The organism is Anaerovibrio lipolyticus DSM 3074, assembly GCF_900141865.1.
In the GTDB taxonomy this organism is placed as follows: domain Bacteria; phylum Bacillota; class Negativicutes; order Selenomonadales; family Selenomonadaceae; genus Anaerovibrio; species Anaerovibrio lipolyticus.
Genome location: NZ_FQYW01000009.1, coordinates 59,810 through 76,842, shown reverse-complemented (window position 1 = coordinate 76,842; position 17,033 = coordinate 59,810). Strand labels below are relative to the sequence as shown.

The window sequence follows — 17,033 nt, the reverse complement described above, 5'->3', positions numbered from 1 at the left end:
TTAATTCAGTGCCCTGGTAGTTTAGCAAATTTACTTTTTAGGATTGTTTCTACCTTATTTTTTAGATATTCAGCTATTTTTCTGGAACCCTCCTGGGTCGGATGAACACCGTCACCGACATAATCAGAATCATTAAGTAGTGGGGTATCCTTGTTAAGCGGAATATAATAAAGGTCTTTATCACCGTTATTTTTTAGCTTTGTTACTGCTATTTCAGTCCAGCTTGCAGCATCAGGACCAATAACTGTTGGTACAGGCTCCAGACAAATAATGGCTGCTGTTGGATTGTTTTTTCTAACGACCTTTATAAGGTGTATATATTCCTTTATAAATTCGTCTTCTGTTGGCCTTGGTTCAAATAAAAAATCATTCGCTCCAATAGAGATGAACACAGCATCAGTTTTGTTGTTGGAAAAATCCCAGTTTAAATGATGGTCATTCCAGTTAAAAGAATAATAGGTCCAAGGGTAGCGATCAGCGGTATGAACCTGGTTGTATGGCCATTCCTCAGAGTAATTATGTACGAGGCCTTCACCGGATTTAGCCAAAACACTGTAATCCGCATCCAGCATTCTGGCAAGCTGTGGGCCATAGGACATATCGTTGTTCTCTACATCGTGGTAACTCAACACATCATGAGGACCATCATTAAAGGCTCCTGCAGTAATGGAATCTCCTACAAATTCCAGCTTCAGCCGTTTCGGCTCATCTGGTGACAAAATCTCAGCCCCCTCATTAAGAACAAAGCCTTTGAAGGTGCTTAGTCCTGCTTCACCTTCAGTGGAGCGTACCAGTTTTATTTTGTGCTCACCCTTTGGCAGGTTCTCAGCAAGGGTAGTCAATTCATTCCTAAATTTTATTCGGTTATATGGCTTACCATCTATCTCATAGCGCCACCAGCAATTTCTGTCATCCATTTTTGCGGCAATACTTGTACCTGTAAAACGGGCAGTAACATAGGTAGCCCCATTACCACAGGTGGCCTGATTATTTTCAATATTCCAGCGTCCATTAAAGATTAATTTTTTTTTAGGAATGTTCTCATTTATGGTAATACCTCCAATAAAGGTAATATGCCACGGAAAAGTAACCTTGATATCAGTGGCATTTGGATATTCGCTGAGGTGCCAAGCGGCAAATTCACGCAATTCCTTTGTCACCAAATCTTCAGCGTATTTTTCGTATTCTGCCAGATTAAAGTAATACTTACTATCGGGAAGACTCCACATCAGCTTTTCTCTTGCATAGGCCTGATAGCCCCAATCATCAAGATAACGTTTAACCAGCATTCTGTTACAGTCCTCCTGACTGTTTTTTAAGTTTACCAATCCCTGTCCCAAAGCAAAGCCAGTACTGTTGGTTGGGGTATTCCAGCCGGAATAGGAGCGGAGTCTAAACAGCAGCTTATTATCGGAAAGCAGGTTCATAAGGGCCTTATCACTGCCGTTGGCAAAGCATACATCAGCCAGTGCAACATTTCGTTTTTTGGCAATATTTTCCTTTACCATATCAAGGAAATATTGAGTGCCGATTCGCGGCTTGCCATCATTGTACATCGGGTCAGGATCATTTGGTTCAGGATACCCATCAGTGGTGCGCCCCTTAGGATCAGTGTTTACCAGCAGGAATAAATCAGCATTTGGTTTGTTGGTTTCCTTTGCTCCTGCCATTGTCAGCTCATCACGAATGGATTTAAATAGCTTCTCATCTGAGAATTTCGGTATGGTATCCTTGCCTACTCCTGTATTGTATTGGACATTGACGGTATATTGCTTATTTTCAATAGTATTGGCAGCTCTGGCCAACAGCAGCATGGCAAATTCATCAATACCGGTAGCTACCATGAATTTGTCCCTTGAAAGTCCCTGCTTTTTTGCAAAATTATTTAGCTCCCGTGCCTCCTGGTGGGTGGCACAGAAAGGAGCATTGTCATCTTTACCAATAACCAGAAAATTTAAGATTCCATTTTGGGCTAAATTCATAAGGTTTTTGGTAACATTAATATTTTTTGTCCGCCTTCCAAAGTAGTCCTTGTAAACTCCACTTGGAATGGAATTCATAAGTCCCTCACGTTCTTCCTTTTCCAATTTAGTCAGTTTTCTGGTTTCCTTTTGGTCATTAAGGGCAGAGACCCTAAAAATTTTATCGCCATATTTCTGATAATATTCCGGCTCCTCAGCCCCGGCAGCAGCACCATTTTTGGGGGTACGCATAAGTGAGCCAAAAGCAAATATCTTTAATTTTTTGTTTGATTTTTTTAACTGTTTGAATTTGTTTGTACGATAAAGAAGCACCTCCTCGCTATTGTTATGGTTGCGGGAGGCTACCAGTCCACCATAAATAAGGGAGTCAGTGGAAACTACAGCTACATCAGCTTTGGAAATATTTTTATTAACCCAGCCCCAAAGCTCATTTGTATCAGCTGTATTTCTAAGTCCTCCAAGCATATCCTTTGGTGGCATGATAACATTGTAGCCAGCCAGCTCCAAAGCCTCGGTGGATTGCTCACAGGAGGTAGGGCGATTGTCGTGAGGCACAAAAAGAATGGTGCACTGCACGGTGTTTTGAACTTTTGCTTCGGCCGGGGGCATATCTACCGGTGAGGACAGCCCAAACATAATGGATAGCATGGAAAGTATAAGGGATAATTTCTTTTTCATATTGTCACTCCGATATGTAGTAATCTGTAATATTTTTAATATTATTTAATACTCTATAGACAATTATACATACCTATTAATTTGATTTGCAAGGTTCTCGGTTCTTTATGGTATAATTAGAGTAGCGTGATTATTATTTTAAATTAAGGAGCGATACAGATATGAAAGCATTAGTTTTATTTGCCAATGGTTTTGAAGAAGTGGAGGCCATTACTCAGGTTGATTTTCTTCGTCGTGGCGGCATTGATGTAACTGCTGCCTCAATTCATAATGACAAGAGAGTTGTGGGAGCACATAACATACCTGTTGAAGCAGATGCGCTTCTCACTGATGTAAACGCTGATGAGTACAGCATTGTTGTATTGCCTGGTGGCATGGATGGTATGCTGAATCTTGGAGGCAGCAAGGAAGTAGTGGCCATTTTGAAAAAATTTAATGAGGCTGGCAAGTGGGTGGCTGCAATCTGTGCATCTCCATCTATTTTGGGTGACAACGGATTGGTAGAAGGAAAACGCTGCACCTGTTATCCAGGCTTTGAGGACCACATGAAGGGCGGTAAGACCTGCACCAACGAGGTTGTTGTGGACGGAAATATTATCACCAGCCGCGGTCCTGGTACATCCATTGCCTTTGCTCTTAAGATGATTGAGCTGCTTAAGGATAAGGAAACAGCTATTGAGGTTGGTAAGGACTGCTTATATCTCGATTAATACAAACGCTGATTAGTATATTTTTCTATCGAAGATAGAAAAATTTGAACAACTGCGTTATAATTAAATGGTTTGTGAATTTTATTATTAAACTATAAGGAGTATTTTTCTGATGAGCTTAACAGCAAATGACATAAACTATGTGAAGGACCATATTCGTCTGGTGGATAATTTTCCAAAAGAGGGCATCAAGTTTGTAGATATTACTACTACTCTTAAGGATGCCAAGGCTTTTGGGCTGACCCTGGATTATATGAAGGATATTCTCAAGGATGAGAATATAGATTTGATTGTGGGTCTTGAATCCCGTGGCTTCATCTATGGTGCAGCACTTTCTGCAGCTACCAATATCGGTTTTGTACCAATTCGTAAGCCAGGCAAGCTGCCTGCTGAGGTTGTAAGTGTTGACTATGATCTGGAATATGGCAGTGATACCATTGAAATGCATAAGGATGCCATAAAGCCTGGTCAGAAGGTACTTATTGTGGACGATTTGCTGGCCACCGGCGGCACTGCCACTGCTGCGGCACAGCTGATTAAAAAGGTTGGCGGTGAGGTTGGCGCTGCTGTATTCTTTGTGGAGCTGACTACTCTTGGCGGTCGTCAGAAGCTGGAAAATAACGGTATTAAGGTTATGTCCATGCTTCAGTACGATTTGGATTAAGGGGGCAACAGCTTTATGGCAGTTATTAATTTTAAGAAGCTGATGACTTTTGTGGTCACATTGTCTGTTATGGCACTTAGTATTCTGGTGACCGGATGTGGCTCCAAGAATATTGAGCTTCATGATGTCAGTGTTAATGGCCATGCAAGCACCCTAACCATGAGTTTGCCATTTGATTTCAGAAATCCAATGGCACCTAAGACCTTCCCAAATGGTACTACTATTTGTACCAGTGCAGACCATAATAGTGATTTTGAGATAACTGTTATGAGTGTTCATTATGATCGGGCCAAATACAAGGATTTTACTGCTTCAGAATTTAAGCCTGACCTTAATAAATTCTCCGAGGATCTTTTAAAGACCTATAAGAGCAAGCGCAAGTCCACTGGTGGTCAGCTCGAGAACACCACTGTTGCCGGGGAGCCAGCCAAGGTAGCTGTTTTGGATGGTACCAGCAATGACATAAAGATTAAGACCAGATTCATTTCCTTCTTTAAGGGAGATGAGCACTGGTGCATTACCATATCCTACAAGGCCGACGACGAGGATTATGAGAAGGCTGCGGATAAAATGGTAGAAAGCATTCATTTTTAAAGAATAAGAACACTTAATAAATTGAAACGGGACTAGCAACAGGGTCCCGTTTTTTCATCTATATCCATTTTTAATACAGGACTAAAATACAGGACGGACTGATATTGTGATACTTGCTGATGTTTATATTAACATTCCCATAAAAAGCATATCTCAGGCATATAGCTACATTGTGCCGGATCATCTTGGCTTTCTTAAAGAGGGCTGGAGGGTTATTGTGCCATTTGGTGGCAGATCTATCGAAGGTTTTATTGTGTCCGTAAATGATGTGGATGAAAGCAGTATCAAGGGAGATTTTAAGCTTAAGGAAATAAAGGGCACTCTGGATGAGGAAGCCTGGTTTACCCATGAGGTAATAGATGCTGCCCGTTGGATGGCGGAATTTTACCTTTGCTCTGTGGGGGAAATGATGCGTCTTTTTATCCCCGGAAAAAGTGGTGCCCATATTCAGCTGGCTTATGAGGCGGTGAATGATGCTGGTGATAATGTCCTTTTACAGGTTCGGTCCTATGGTTGTGTTTATAATGCCATTATGGCTGCTGGTGTGTCCAAGAAAAAAGAGATAAAGGATCAGTTGATTGCTGATGGCAATGAGGAGCTTGCCACTGACCTTGATAATATCTTGGAAAAGCTCCTGCAATATAAGCTGATTAAACGGATATACAATGCGGATAATAAGGCCAAGGCTGCCTTTGAAACTGTTTATACTCCTGTTGTGCAAGTCACGGAGGAGCTTCTTGGGGATTATTCAAGAAAGCCAGCCCAGAAAAAGGCATTGGAGCTTATTATGAACCAGCAGAAGGGTGAGCAATCCCTTACTGCTGAAAACTCGATAGCGGCAGAGGATTTTAAATCACGGGGTGTTTCAGCGGCAACCATTAAAGCGCTGACAGAAGCAGGATTATTACGAAAGGAACAACGCCGTGTTTTCCGCAACAGTTATGATGCTCCCAGCCAAAGGCATAAGGAAATCGAGCTTACCACCGAGCAGCAAAATGCTGTTGATGCTTTGGAAAAAGCTATAAACAGCAAAGAATTCAAGGAATTTTTGCTTTATGGTGTTACTGGCAGTGGCAAAACACAGGTGTATATTGAGGCTGCCAGAAAAGTACGGAAATTAGGCCGCAGAGTTGTGGTTCTAGTACCGGAAATTGCCCTTACAGGCCAAGTGGTACAGGCCTTTAAGAGCTACTTTGAAGAAGACATTATTGTAATTCATAGCCGGCTGTCCATTAGCGAGCGTAATGATGCCATTTTAAGGGTACGTCGCGGTGAGGCGGGTATTATTATTGGTGCCCGATCCGCCCTATTTACTCCAGCTGATGACATCGGGCTGATTATTATGGATGAGGAGCAGGATAATTCCTATAAGCAGGATGAATCTCCACGTTATCATGCCAGAGTAGTGGCAGAAAAGCTGGCTGAGATTTACGGGGCACCGCTGCTTTTGGGAAGTGCCACTCCTTCATTGGAAACATATCATAGGGCCCAGATTGGTAAATGTACCATGCTTCAACTGCCAAATCGTATTGGCAATAAGCCACTTCCGCAGGTGGCCTGTGTAGATATGCGCCAGGAGCTTAAAAAGGGAAGGCGAAATATTATAAGTCACCCTTTGCGACTTCTTATTGAAGACACCATCTCCAAGGGAGAGCAGATGATCATTATGTTGAACCGTCGTGGCTTTGCTACCTTTGTAATGTGTCGTTCCTGCGGAGAGGTTATTAAGTGTCCTCAATGCACCATGCCTCTTGTATATCACAAGGATAAGCGTCTGATGTGCCATCATTGTGACATTACAGTTCCTGTGCCGGATGTGTGTCCAAAATGCGAGAGCCGCTATATCAAGTATTTTGGTTCGGGTACAGAAAAGTTGGAGCAGGAGCTGAGGACATTGGTTACCAAGGCCAGAGTTATTCGCATGGACAGGGATACCACTACTGGCAAGTTTGGTCATACTAATATTATTGAGCGGTTCCGCAATAAGGAATTTGATATACTTCTTGGAACCCAGATGGTGGCCAAGGGACATGATATTCCAAATGTTACGGCAGTGGGTATTATCAGTGCAGATTCGGCCCTTAATATGCCAGATTTCCGTGCGGCAGAAAGAGTGTTTATGCTCATAACCCAGACTGCTGGACGGGCAGGCCGTGGAGATATTCCCGGCAAGGTTATAGTTCAGAGCTATTCGCCAGAGCATAATGCAGTACAAAGCGGTATAAAGCAGGATTATCAGGCCTTTTACGAGGAAGAAATGAAGCTGAGGGAAAGTCTCTTCTATCCGCCATTTTGTCGTATTGTTAAGCTGATAGTACACAACGAAAAGCCGGAAAACGCCCGTCAGCAGGCTCAGAATATAAAGGATAATTTCTTAAATAAATTCGGTTATACCAAGCATCATCAGATTATCGGCCCGGCTCCTGCCATGATTCCTGTTTTTAAGGGAGTTCACAGATTTTCCATGCTGATAAAAACCGATGATCTAAAGGCGGTAAATAAATTCCTCCGTGACCAGGGAGTACACCGTGATATGAATGTAATGATAGATATCGACCCTATCACCACGTCCTGATTGGAGCAATTATGAATAAAGAATTATTGGAAAATAAGCTAACAGCAGCTTACGAATATTTTAAAAAAATTAATCATACCCGCAATATGAACCATGTCCGTCATCTGGCCCAGAAGCTCACTGACAAGACATATGGTATTGCCTTTGCAGGGCATTTTTCTGCGGGAAAATCCAGACTTATTAATTCCTTTTTAGGGGATAATATACTGCCTTCCAGCCCTATACCAACCTCTGCCAATCTGGTGAAGGTGTATAAGGGGGAGGACTACGCCCGTGTGTTTTTCAGCAAGGGAAAGCCACGGAAATATCTGGCACCATATGACTATGATCTTGTTAGGAGCTATTGTCGTGATGGTGATGCTGTCTCCTGTATTGAGCTGAGTTATTCCAATCTCCATATTCCGGAGGGTGTGGAAATTATGGATACACCGGGCATTGATTCTGTTGATGATGCCCATCGAATGGTTACAGAGGATGCTATTCATCTGGCGGATATAATTTTCTATGTCATGGACTACAATCACGTTCAGTCAGAGCTGAATTTCTCCTTTACCCGTGATCTGACCAAGGCCGGCAAGGAGGTATATCTGGTAATTAATCAGATAGATAAGCACCGTGAAAAGGAATTGTCCTTTGATACCTTCAAAAATTCTGTGTATAAGGCCTTTGAAGGCTGGGGTGTAAAGGCCAAGGGCGTATATTTTATATCTGCCAAATATCCTGATGCGCCTCACAACCAGTACCAGGAGCTAATGGAACTGCTGGAGGATAAGATTGCCCACCGCAATGATAATCTTGAGGATTCCATTTACGCTTCCTTAAATAGAATTATTACGGAATATATTAAGGCATCTGAAAAGGATTCTGATGCAAAAAAGAAGGAAGCAGGTGCTATCCTTGAAGGGATTGCATCAGATAAGCTGCAGCTTATGCGTCAGGAATATGACAGTCTTTCCAATGAGCAGGATATTCTTAATGAGGATTGGGAGGAAACATACAAGGCGGGAATTGCCAAAATATTGGATAATGCTTATTTAATGCCAACCTCCACCCGTGATTTGGCCAGAGATTATCTGGAGGCCTGTCAGCCATCCTTTAAGGTGGGATTTTTTGGCCGTGGCAAGAAAACTGAGGCTGAGCTGGAGCGGAGAAAGCAGGTTTTCTTTGAGGATGCCTCTGAAAAGGCAAAGACCCAGATTGAATGGCATTTAAAGACATTTTTATTGGATTTTGTCCGTCAGCATAATGTTAATAACAAGGAGCTGCAGGAGAAAATTCAGTCACTGGAAATCCTGCCGCCACAGGAGCTGCTTACTGAAGCAATGCGTTCCGGGGCTAAACTCACCCAGGACGGCAGCTATGTAATGAACTATACCTTAAACTTTGCGGAGGGTATAAAAAATGTGGCACGCAACAAGGCAGCAGACATTAAAAATATATTTGCTGAGCTGTTGAATAATCACAGGGGACAGCGCATTGATATCATCAATTCCCGTTTAAATGAACTGGAGGAATACCATAGAGCCTGGAGCACTATGGATTCTTTGGATACTGAAATGTCCAGTCTTTCAAAGGAACTTGGGGATATGCTTACCAATGAATCAATGGTGGATACCAATGAAGATATTGCTGAAATATTAAAAGTTGAAATCCCGGATGAGGAAATAGTAGCCCCAGAAGCAGCCTTAGATTCTAAAGATTCCTTAATAAATACAGTTGATAAGGCAGAAACAGGCGAGCAGGCCAATGGTGATAAACAAAATTCCCATGACCATAACAATTTGGTTCCTAAACACCTTGATATTTTCACTGCTTCTGGTACTGAAAAATTAAAGGAAATGTCCGTAAGACTTCACAAAAGTGCTGAGCTTATTGGGGAAATACCAGGAGTGGGGCAGATGGCCCAGGAGCTTCAGGATAGGGCTGAACGCCTTAATAATAAAGGCTTCTTGGTAACTCTCTTTGGTGCCTTCAGTGCGGGAAAGTCTTCCTTCGCAAATTCACTTTTGGGAGAAAGACTGCTGCCTGTATCACCAAATCCAACAACAGCCGCCATCAATATGATTTTGCCTATAGATGAGGACCATCCTCATGGCACAGTGGACATTAAGCTTAAATCCGAAAATATGCTGCTGGATGATTTACGAAGGGCCTTTAAGCCATTTAATATGTCACCAGCCAGCTTAAAGGAAGCTGTTATCTTGGCCAAGGAGGCCATGAACAAGGGGGGCAACACTCACCAAAAGGAAAAATCCTTCCTGCGGGCCTTTATATCAGGCTTTGATGCTGTTGAAAGCAACCTGGGCAAAGTGTTTGCCAGTGATTTAAAGGGCTTTGGTGAATATGCTGCCCAGGAGGACAAGTCCTGCTTTGTGGACTGGATTAAGGTGTATTACGATTGTCCGCTGACAGCTAAGGGAATAACTTTGGTGGACACTCCGGGAGCTGATTCCATTAACGCCCGTCATACCAATATGTCCTTTAACTTCATTCGCCAGTCTGATGTGGTGCTTTATGTAACCTATTACAACCATGCCTTTGGCAAGGCTGATAGGGAGTTTATCATTCAGATGGGCCGTGTAAAGGATTCCTTCCAGCTGGATAAAATGTTCTTTATCGTTAATGCCATTGATTTGGCTGAGGATCAGGACGAGGCAGACCATGTGGTTAATTATGTCCGCAAGCAGCTTAAATCCTACGGCGTTTCCAAGCCACAGCTCTTTGCTTTATCCTCACAAGAGGTCTTGGAGGAAAGAGAGGCTGGCAACACCACACCAACAGAATTTGAAAATGCCTTCTACAATTTTGTTGTCAACGACTTAAATGATATAGCCCTTTCCGCCGCCCGTCAGGAGTTTGATAAGGCAGTGGAGCGCATCAGGGATCTTATTAATATAAGTAAAAGTGACAGCGTTCAAAGAGAGCATCGGCTGGCTGAATTAAAGAGGTTCCAGCAGAAAATTGGCTCTGTGCTTTCAGATTTAAGCAATACAGAGCTGGTGAAGGGGCTGGAGCAGGAGGCCTCTGAGCTTATTTATTATGTTAAGCAGAGAGTTTTCTTAAGATACCTTGATTTCTTCCGTGAGTCCTTTAATCCTGCCACTCTGAAATCCGGGGGCAATTCCAATGAGCAGCTTAAGGAGGCTCTGGATCAGCTTCTTGAAAGCATTGGCTTTGATTTGGCCCAGGAGCTTAGAGCCACCAGCCTCAGAACTGATAATTACATCAGAAATTCCCTGCTGAAATTTCAGGAGCATACCAACCAGCGCCTTTCCCAGATCAGCAATGAGTTCACCTTATCAATTAAGGAATACAGTTATGAAAATCAGCTGAATTTCCAGCAGGCATTTGTTGGTGTTGGACGTGACAGCTTTTCCAAGCCACTTTCCATCTATAAGAATCCAAAGGACTTCTTCGAGGAGGGTGCCTCCAAGATAATGGCTGAAGAAATGGAAGTTATACTTTCCAAGATGGCGGATGATTATCTGGCCCAGGAAAAATCAAAGCTCCTAAGTCAGGAAACAGAAGCCCTTTGTGGCCTCTATGACAAGGTTTGCCAGCGCTTCAGCAAACGTCTTAAGGAGCGTCTGGAAACAAATATCAAGGCCCTTGACGGCGGCCTTGATATTACAGAGCTGGAGCAGGTGTATAATCAGCTTATGGAATTATGATATTTTCGGAAAGAATAGCATAAATATATAAATTATCCCCTGATATCAATATTATTGTTAATAATGATATCAGGGGATTTATATTTGGTAAAAAATTCTAACACCACAAATTGAGCTTATATTTTTAAAGTGTTAAAATACTTATAAAATGAAAGTGAATTCTGCAGTGCTATTGGGCATTAGGGAGATGAGTCACATGGGGAAGAACTTCAGCGAAGATTCAAGAGTTAAAATACCAGCATTGATGTATTTTACACGTCTGGGATATCGTTATCGTTCTTTGAAAGATATTCGCCCGGTTTTGGATTTTGAAACAAATATAAATACAGAAATTCTCCGTGATTCATTGGATCGTGTGAATGAACTGGAGGAGCCATTAACTGATGACGAGATTAAAGGCATCGTTTCGGCCTTGTCAGATTCATTGGCCGTGGATGATTTAGGACGTGAATTTTTTAAAAAGCTCCAGACAGGTGTTGAATGTCGCGGTCAGTCAATGATGCTGATTGACTACAATAACATTGATAACAATACCTTTGAAGTTGCCACCGAAGTGGAATGTCTGGTGGACAAAGAAACAAAGGAAGGCAGCTTCCGCCCAGATATTACCCTTTTCATCAACGGCTTGCCCCTGGCATTTTGCGAAGTAAAAATTCCAAACAACCGAAAGGGTATGCAGGCTGAGTACATGCGGATGAATGACAGGACTTTAAATCCAAAGTATAGAAAGTTCCTCAACATTACTCAGATAATGATGTTTTCTAACAACATGGAATATGATGATACGGAGAGTGTACCAATATCAGGGGCTTTTTATGCCACCAATGGTCATGGCCGATTATTTTTCAGCCATTTCCGTGAAGAAGATTCCTCCATATATGAGCGTATAGGAGAACTGGATCCGAAGGTAGAGGAGTTTATTCTGCAGGATACCAATATGGCCATGCTGAAAAACCAGCCAGAGTATCAGACCAATATGCAGCCGGGGACACCTACTCATCGCATCATTTCTTCATTGTTTACCCCAGAGCGTTTATTGTGGCTTTTGAAATATGGCATAACATATGTGGAGAAGGTCAATAAGGAAGGCGTTATGGAAATTGCCAAGCATTTAATGCGCTATCAGCAATTCTTCGCTTCCCATGCCATTATGAAATATTTGGATGATACGGCTGGCAAGGAACAGGACCATCGTGGCGGAGTTATTTGGCACACCCAGGGCAGCGGCAAAACAGAGCTTTCCTTCTATAATGTAAAAATCCTTACAGACTACTACGCCAGAAAAGGTGTTGTGGCAAAGTTCTATTTTATAGTGGACCGTTTGGATCTTATGCAACAGGCCGCTGACGAATTCCGTGCCCGTGGCTTAAATGTTGTGGAAATAGGAACCCGTGCAGAGTTTTTGAAAAACATTCAGAGTACCAGCGAGGATACCACCACAGGCGGGCTGGTAATGAATGTGGTTAATATTCAGAAATTCGACCAAGAGGCAGTGGGCAAAGAACCAGATTACAATGTTTCCATTCAGCGGGTTTACTTTATAGATGAAGTACATCGTGATTACAGTGCTGAAGGTACTTTCCTTTCCCTGCTGTTTAATTCTGATCGGAAGGCTGTCCGCTTTGGCCTTACTGGCACACCACTTATTGGAAAAGTAGCCACTAAAAATCTCTTTGGCAATTATATCCATAAATATTACTACAACCAGTCCATAGCAGACGGTTATACCCTTCGCCTTATTCGCGAAGGCATCAAAACTGAATATCGTCTGCAGTTGGGGGCTGCCTTGGATAAGCTAAAGACCGAGGTTCAGAAAGGCCTTATACAGAAGAAGGATATCACCTGTAACGAGAACTATATAAAGCCACTGGTTGATTATATTGAAGAAGACTTTGTAGGTTCACGGATCATATTGGGCGACAAAACAATTGGCGCCATGGTTGTGGCCGATTCTTCAAAACAAGCCCAGGCTATATGTGATGAAATAAAGAGCCGAGGCGTTTTTACAGCTGAGCTGGTATTGTCTACTGTAGGCGACAGCCGTGATGAACTTAAAGATAAGCGGGATGCCTTCAAGCGGGGCGATGTGGATATATTGGTAGTATTCAATATGCTCCTTACGGGCTTTGATTCACCGCGCCTTAAAAAGCTATATCTGGGGCGGGTTATTCGTGAGCACAATCTTTTGCAGTGCTTAACGAGAGTCAACAGACCATATAAGCAGCAGAGATTTGGCTATGTTGTAGATTTTGCAGATATCCGCTCTGAGTTTGATAAAACCAACCAGGCATATTTGGCTGAACTAAAGGAAGAACTGGGAGATGATTTCCAGCAATTTCAGAATATCTTCAAGACCACGGAAGAAATACAGCAAGACTTAGACGAAATCAAGGAAAAGCTGTTTTCTTACGATACTGCCAATCTTGAAATTTTCCAACAGCAAATCAGTGCCATTGAAAACAAAGATGAGCTTTTGGAGTTGCGCCGGGCCCTGGCTCTTTACAAAGAACTTTACAACTTGGCCCAGTTATTTGGTTATGAGGATCTTGCCAAGCAAATGGACCGTGACCGTGTTCGCAAGCTCTATCAACTGGCAGACCAGCGGATTCAGCTTATCAATGAAAAGGAAGCCCTGCAGAATCCAGAAGACATTGACCAGCTGGTGGAACTGGCGGCCCGTGATATCCAGTATTCTTTTAAAAAGGTAAGCGAGAAGGAACTGCCATTGGCTGATGCCTTTGCCAGCAAGCGCCGTATAACTATCAGTGAGTTTGGCCGTAACCGTGATAAAAACGACCCTGAATATCTTAATCTTTGGGATGAACTGCGCCGTATTCTTGAGGGCCATGATATCCAGCAAATGACTGTGGAAGAAATGCAGGAACAGGATAAAAAGCTGGAAGCCCTGCGTAAAAAGATGCACGATATCAACGCCGCCAATGAAAGACTGTCACAGCGTTATGGCGGTGATGAAAAATATATGCGCATCCATAAGAGTTTGCTGCGCAAAGAGTTGATAAAAAATCAGACGGTGTTGTTTAATTTCTTGGTAGACATGAAACAGCGTATTGATGACCAGCTTCTCCATAAAGAGAGTATCTTGGAAAATGAAAATTTCTTCGAGAAAAACTTATGGAAAGACATCAAGCTGGGGCTTAAGGATATACCAGGCCAAGAACTGACATTGGACATCGTAAAACAAATTGGACACGAAATAAAAGAGCAATATATACAGTAACAGGAGAATGAAATGGTATTAATATCTGAAAAAGAGAAGATTTATGGGCTGATTGATGACCTTAAGGCCATTTGTTCAAATTATGGCCTTGGCAACAGTGGTAATGAGTATAAAATCATCACGGAAACTTTTCTTTATAAGTTCCTCAACGATAAATTTATCGCCGCCGTAAAAGAGCTGGATGAATTTAAAGGCATGAGCACCAAGGAAGCAGAGGAAAAGCTGTCTGGTCTTTCAGATGATGATTTTGATTTCCAGATGCTGGACCTTGATGCAAAAGTAGCTCGCATCCGTCCCGCTGACCTTATCAGTAGCCTCTTTTCCCGCAAGGGAGAACAGGGCTTCCATATTACCTTTGATAATGCTCTGCTCCATATTTCCGATGAAAATAAGGATGTATTCTCCGTGGCAGCCGGGGCCCAGAGCAAAGTGCGCCTCTTTGATACCCTGTCAAATCTTGTTACAGAAGTAGAAAGACAGGATGATTTTTGTCGTGCCATTATTAACAAACTTGCAGCTACCAGCTTTGACAAGATTTTCCAGCAAAAGTACGATTTCTTTGCAGATATTTTTGAATATCTTATTAAGGACTATAACAAGGACAGCGGCCAGTATGCAGAATATTACACACCACATTCCATTGCCCAGATTATAGCCAAAATCCTTGTGCCGGAAGATGTGAAAAATGTCAGCATCTATGACCCAGCTGCCGGATCCGGTACCCTTGTATTGACTCTGGCAGAGCAGATTGGCGATAAAAACTGCGCCGTCTACACCCAGGATATCAGCCAAAAATCCAATGAGATTTTGCGCTTAAACCTTATTCTGAATAATCTGGTGGATAGTCTTCCAAATGTAATTCAGGACGATACTCTTGTTAACCCGCGCCATTTAAGCGATGACAAGAAAACCATAAAACTCTTTGATTATATCGTTTCAAATCCACCTTTTAATACTGACTTTAGCGAAACCCGTGATGCCTTGGCTGGTGAAGGCTATAAAAAACGCTTCTTCGCTGGTGTGCCAAATATTCCAAACAAGAAAAAGGAAAGTATGGCCATATATCAGATGTTCCTTCAGCACATTATTGTCAGTATGAAGAAGGGAAGCGGCAAGGCCGCAGTGGTTGTGCCAACAGGCTTTTTGACTGCAGCTACTGGTATTCCTCTTAAAATCCGCCAGCATATTGTAGATAATAAAATGCTGCGTGGGGTTGTTTCCATGCCTAGTAACATCTTCGCCAATACTGGAACCAATGTATCCGTTGTGTTCCTTGATGCCGCTGGAACAAAGGATGATAAAGTCCTGCTGGTGGATGCCTCCAATATGGGAACCAAGGTAAAGCTGGAAGGTACCAAGAACCAGCGCACCTACTTGTCCCAGGAGGAAATGGATACCATTGTCAGCACTATGAACGAATTAAAGGAAACTGACGATTTCAGTGTCTTGGTAAGTCTGGAGGATATTACCAATAAAAAATACTCCTTCTCCGCTGGCCAGTATTTCAAGGTAAAGATAGAATATGTTGATCTTACCCCAGAGGAATTCCAGCAGAAAATGGCAGGCTATGAGAAGCAGTTAAAAGAATACTTCATTGAAGGCCATAAACTGGAAGAAGAAATTCTGAAAGGACTGGGGGAGTTGAAGTATGAGTAATACAATTTCAAGTTTATCAGAAGTAATTGATAGTTTACATGCCACACCGAAATACCAAGATGACGGATATTCTATGGTCCGCGTGGTAGATGTAGAAAATGATTTTTTATCATTAGAAGGATGTTTTAAAGTAGACAAAGAAACATATCTCAACCATAATAAAAAACATCATCCTGTTCGTGGTGATATTATTATTACACGAGTGGGCTCTTATGGCATGGTAGGATATGTTGATATAGATGATAAATTTTGTTTGGGACAAAACTTGTCAATCATTCATCCAGAAAATATTTTTGACGGAAAATTCCTTTATTACTACATACTATCCCCATTTATGCAAAAAGTAATATATGGTAATATTGGCGGTTCTGCATATAAAAGTTTGGGCCTTGAAGAAATTCGTAAATTACCTTTGAAAATCGAGGGATTAAATCGAAAGAGGATAGGTGAATTTTTATATATCATAGACAAAAAAATCCATACAAATAAAAAGATTATTTCTACCCTTGAATCCATGGCCAAGACCCTCTACGACTACTGGTTTGTCCAGTTTGATTTCCCTGATGCCAACGGCCGCCCTTATAAAACCAGTGGCGGTAAAATGATATGGAATGAAGAACTGGGGCGTGAAATTCCAGAGGGGTGGCAGATACTTTCGTTAAAGGAATTGGCAAGCTATAGCACTGAACGAATATCAAGTAGTGAAATGACTCGTCAAAACTATGTTGGAATGGATAATATGATTGCAAATCGATGCGGAATTAAAGAATCAGAATATGATCCGCCAGAAGGAGATATGATACGATTCAAGGCGAATTATATCTTATTAGGGAATATTCGTCCGTATTTTAAAAAAATATGGTTAGCTGGTTATAATGGAGGATGCAGCCCAGATGTATTAGCTATAATGCCTAATGAAGATAGTATATCGGAGTTCGTATATACAACCTTATCGCAGGATACATTCTTTGATTACGATACAGCAGGTGCCAAGGGAACTAAGATGCCGCGGGGGGACAAAGATCATATAATGAGTTATCCAATTCCGTGGAATAAGAAGCTGGCAATTATTTTTGGAGAGCGTTTAAGAGCAGGATATAAAATGAGAAATAAATTAATGATTGAAAATAAAAGTCTTACAAAACTCCGTGATTTCCTTCTTCCTATGCTTATGAATGGCCAGGTAGGATTTAAAGAAACATAAAACACCTATAAAGTGTTTAAATACTGCATAGGTGTTAAGTAGATATAATGCCGTAAGGAGG

At 42.0% G+C, this 17,033-nt stretch carries 9 protein-coding genes; 8 read left to right on the top strand and 1 reads right to left on the bottom strand.

Features of this window, described 5'->3' with window-relative positions; translation table 11 throughout:
- Positions 1–5: 5 nt before the first annotated feature.
- Complete coding sequence (locus B6K08_RS06005; protein WP_080325686.1) at positions 6–2,660, bottom strand: DUF4127 family protein; 2,655 nt, start codon at positions 2,658–2,660, stop codon at positions 6–8.
- A 161-nt stretch (positions 2,661–2,821) separates the two neighbouring features.
- Here B6K08_RS06005 and B6K08_RS06000 point away from each other — a divergent pair, with 161 nt between their 5' ends.
- From B6K08_RS06000 to B6K08_RS05965, 8 genes are all read left to right on the top strand, one after another.
- Positions 2,822–3,370, top strand: a complete 549-nt coding sequence (locus B6K08_RS06000) for a DJ-1 family glyoxalase III (RefSeq protein ID WP_039207875.1) — start codon at positions 2,822–2,824, stop codon at positions 3,368–3,370.
- A gap of 112 nt (positions 3,371–3,482) precedes the next feature.
- Positions 3,483–4,034, top strand: a complete 552-nt coding sequence (gene apt, locus B6K08_RS05995) for an adenine phosphoribosyltransferase (protein WP_039207877.1) — start codon at positions 3,483–3,485, stop codon at positions 4,032–4,034.
- Positions 4,035–4,049: 15 nt separating this feature from the next.
- Positions 4,050–4,628, top strand: coding sequence for a hypothetical protein (locus B6K08_RS05990; protein WP_039207879.1), 579 nt, complete (start codon positions 4,050–4,052; stop codon positions 4,626–4,628).
- A gap of 106 nt (positions 4,629–4,734) precedes the next feature.
- Positions 4,735–7,203 carry a replication restart helicase PriA gene (gene priA, locus B6K08_RS05985; protein ID WP_039207881.1) on the top strand — a complete coding sequence of 823 codons (2,469 nt, stop codon included), beginning with the start codon at positions 4,735–4,737 and terminating at the stop codon, positions 7,201–7,203.
- A gap of 11 nt (positions 7,204–7,214) precedes the next feature.
- Positions 7,215–10,874 carry a dynamin family protein gene (locus tag B6K08_RS05980; RefSeq protein WP_039207883.1) on the top strand — a complete coding sequence of 1,220 codons (3,660 nt, stop codon included), beginning with the start codon at positions 7,215–7,217 and terminating at the stop codon, positions 10,872–10,874.
- Between the two features lie 148 nt (positions 10,875–11,022).
- On the top strand, positions 11,023–14,112 hold the full coding sequence (locus B6K08_RS05975; RefSeq protein WP_143254850.1) for a type I restriction endonuclease: 3,090 nt from the start codon (positions 11,023–11,025) through the stop codon (positions 14,110–14,112).
- Between the two features lie 12 nt (positions 14,113–14,124).
- Positions 14,125–15,768: an HsdM family class I SAM-dependent methyltransferase gene (locus B6K08_RS05970; protein WP_080325685.1), complete on the top strand. Its 1,644-nt coding sequence runs from the start codon at positions 14,125–14,127 to the stop codon at positions 15,766–15,768.
- Positions 15,761–16,972, top strand: coding sequence for a restriction endonuclease subunit S (locus B6K08_RS05965; protein WP_039206969.1), 1,212 nt, complete (start codon positions 15,761–15,763; stop codon positions 16,970–16,972). Before B6K08_RS05970 ends, B6K08_RS05965 begins: the two co-directional genes overlap by 8 nt.
- The last annotated feature ends 61 nt before the right edge of the window (positions 16,973–17,033 follow it).

Excerpts from the sequence above, each read along its gene's own strand:
- B6K08_RS05965 (WP_039206969.1), top strand. The coding sequence starts at position 15,761 with ATGAGTAATACAATTTCAAGTTTATCAGAAGTAATTGATAGTTTACAT.
- B6K08_RS05990 (WP_039207879.1), top strand. The coding sequence starts at position 4,050 with ATGGCAGTTATTAATTTTAAGAAGCTGATGACTTTTGTGGTCACATTG.
- B6K08_RS06000 (WP_039207875.1), top strand. The coding sequence starts at position 2,822 with ATGAAAGCATTAGTTTTATTTGCCAATGGTTTTGAAGAAGTGGAGGCC.
- B6K08_RS06005 (WP_080325686.1), bottom strand. The coding sequence starts at position 2,660 with ATGAAAAAGAAATTATCCCTTATACTTTCCATGCTATCCATTATGTTT.
- B6K08_RS05980 (WP_039207883.1), top strand. The coding sequence starts at position 7,215 with ATGAATAAAGAATTATTGGAAAATAAGCTAACAGCAGCTTACGAATAT.
- B6K08_RS05970 (WP_080325685.1), top strand. The coding sequence starts at position 14,125 with ATGGTATTAATATCTGAAAAAGAGAAGATTTATGGGCTGATTGATGAC.
- B6K08_RS05975 (WP_143254850.1), top strand. The coding sequence starts at position 11,023 with ATGAAAGTGAATTCTGCAGTGCTATTGGGCATTAGGGAGATGAGTCAC.
- apt (WP_039207877.1), top strand. The coding sequence starts at position 3,483 with ATGAGCTTAACAGCAAATGACATAAACTATGTGAAGGACCATATTCGT.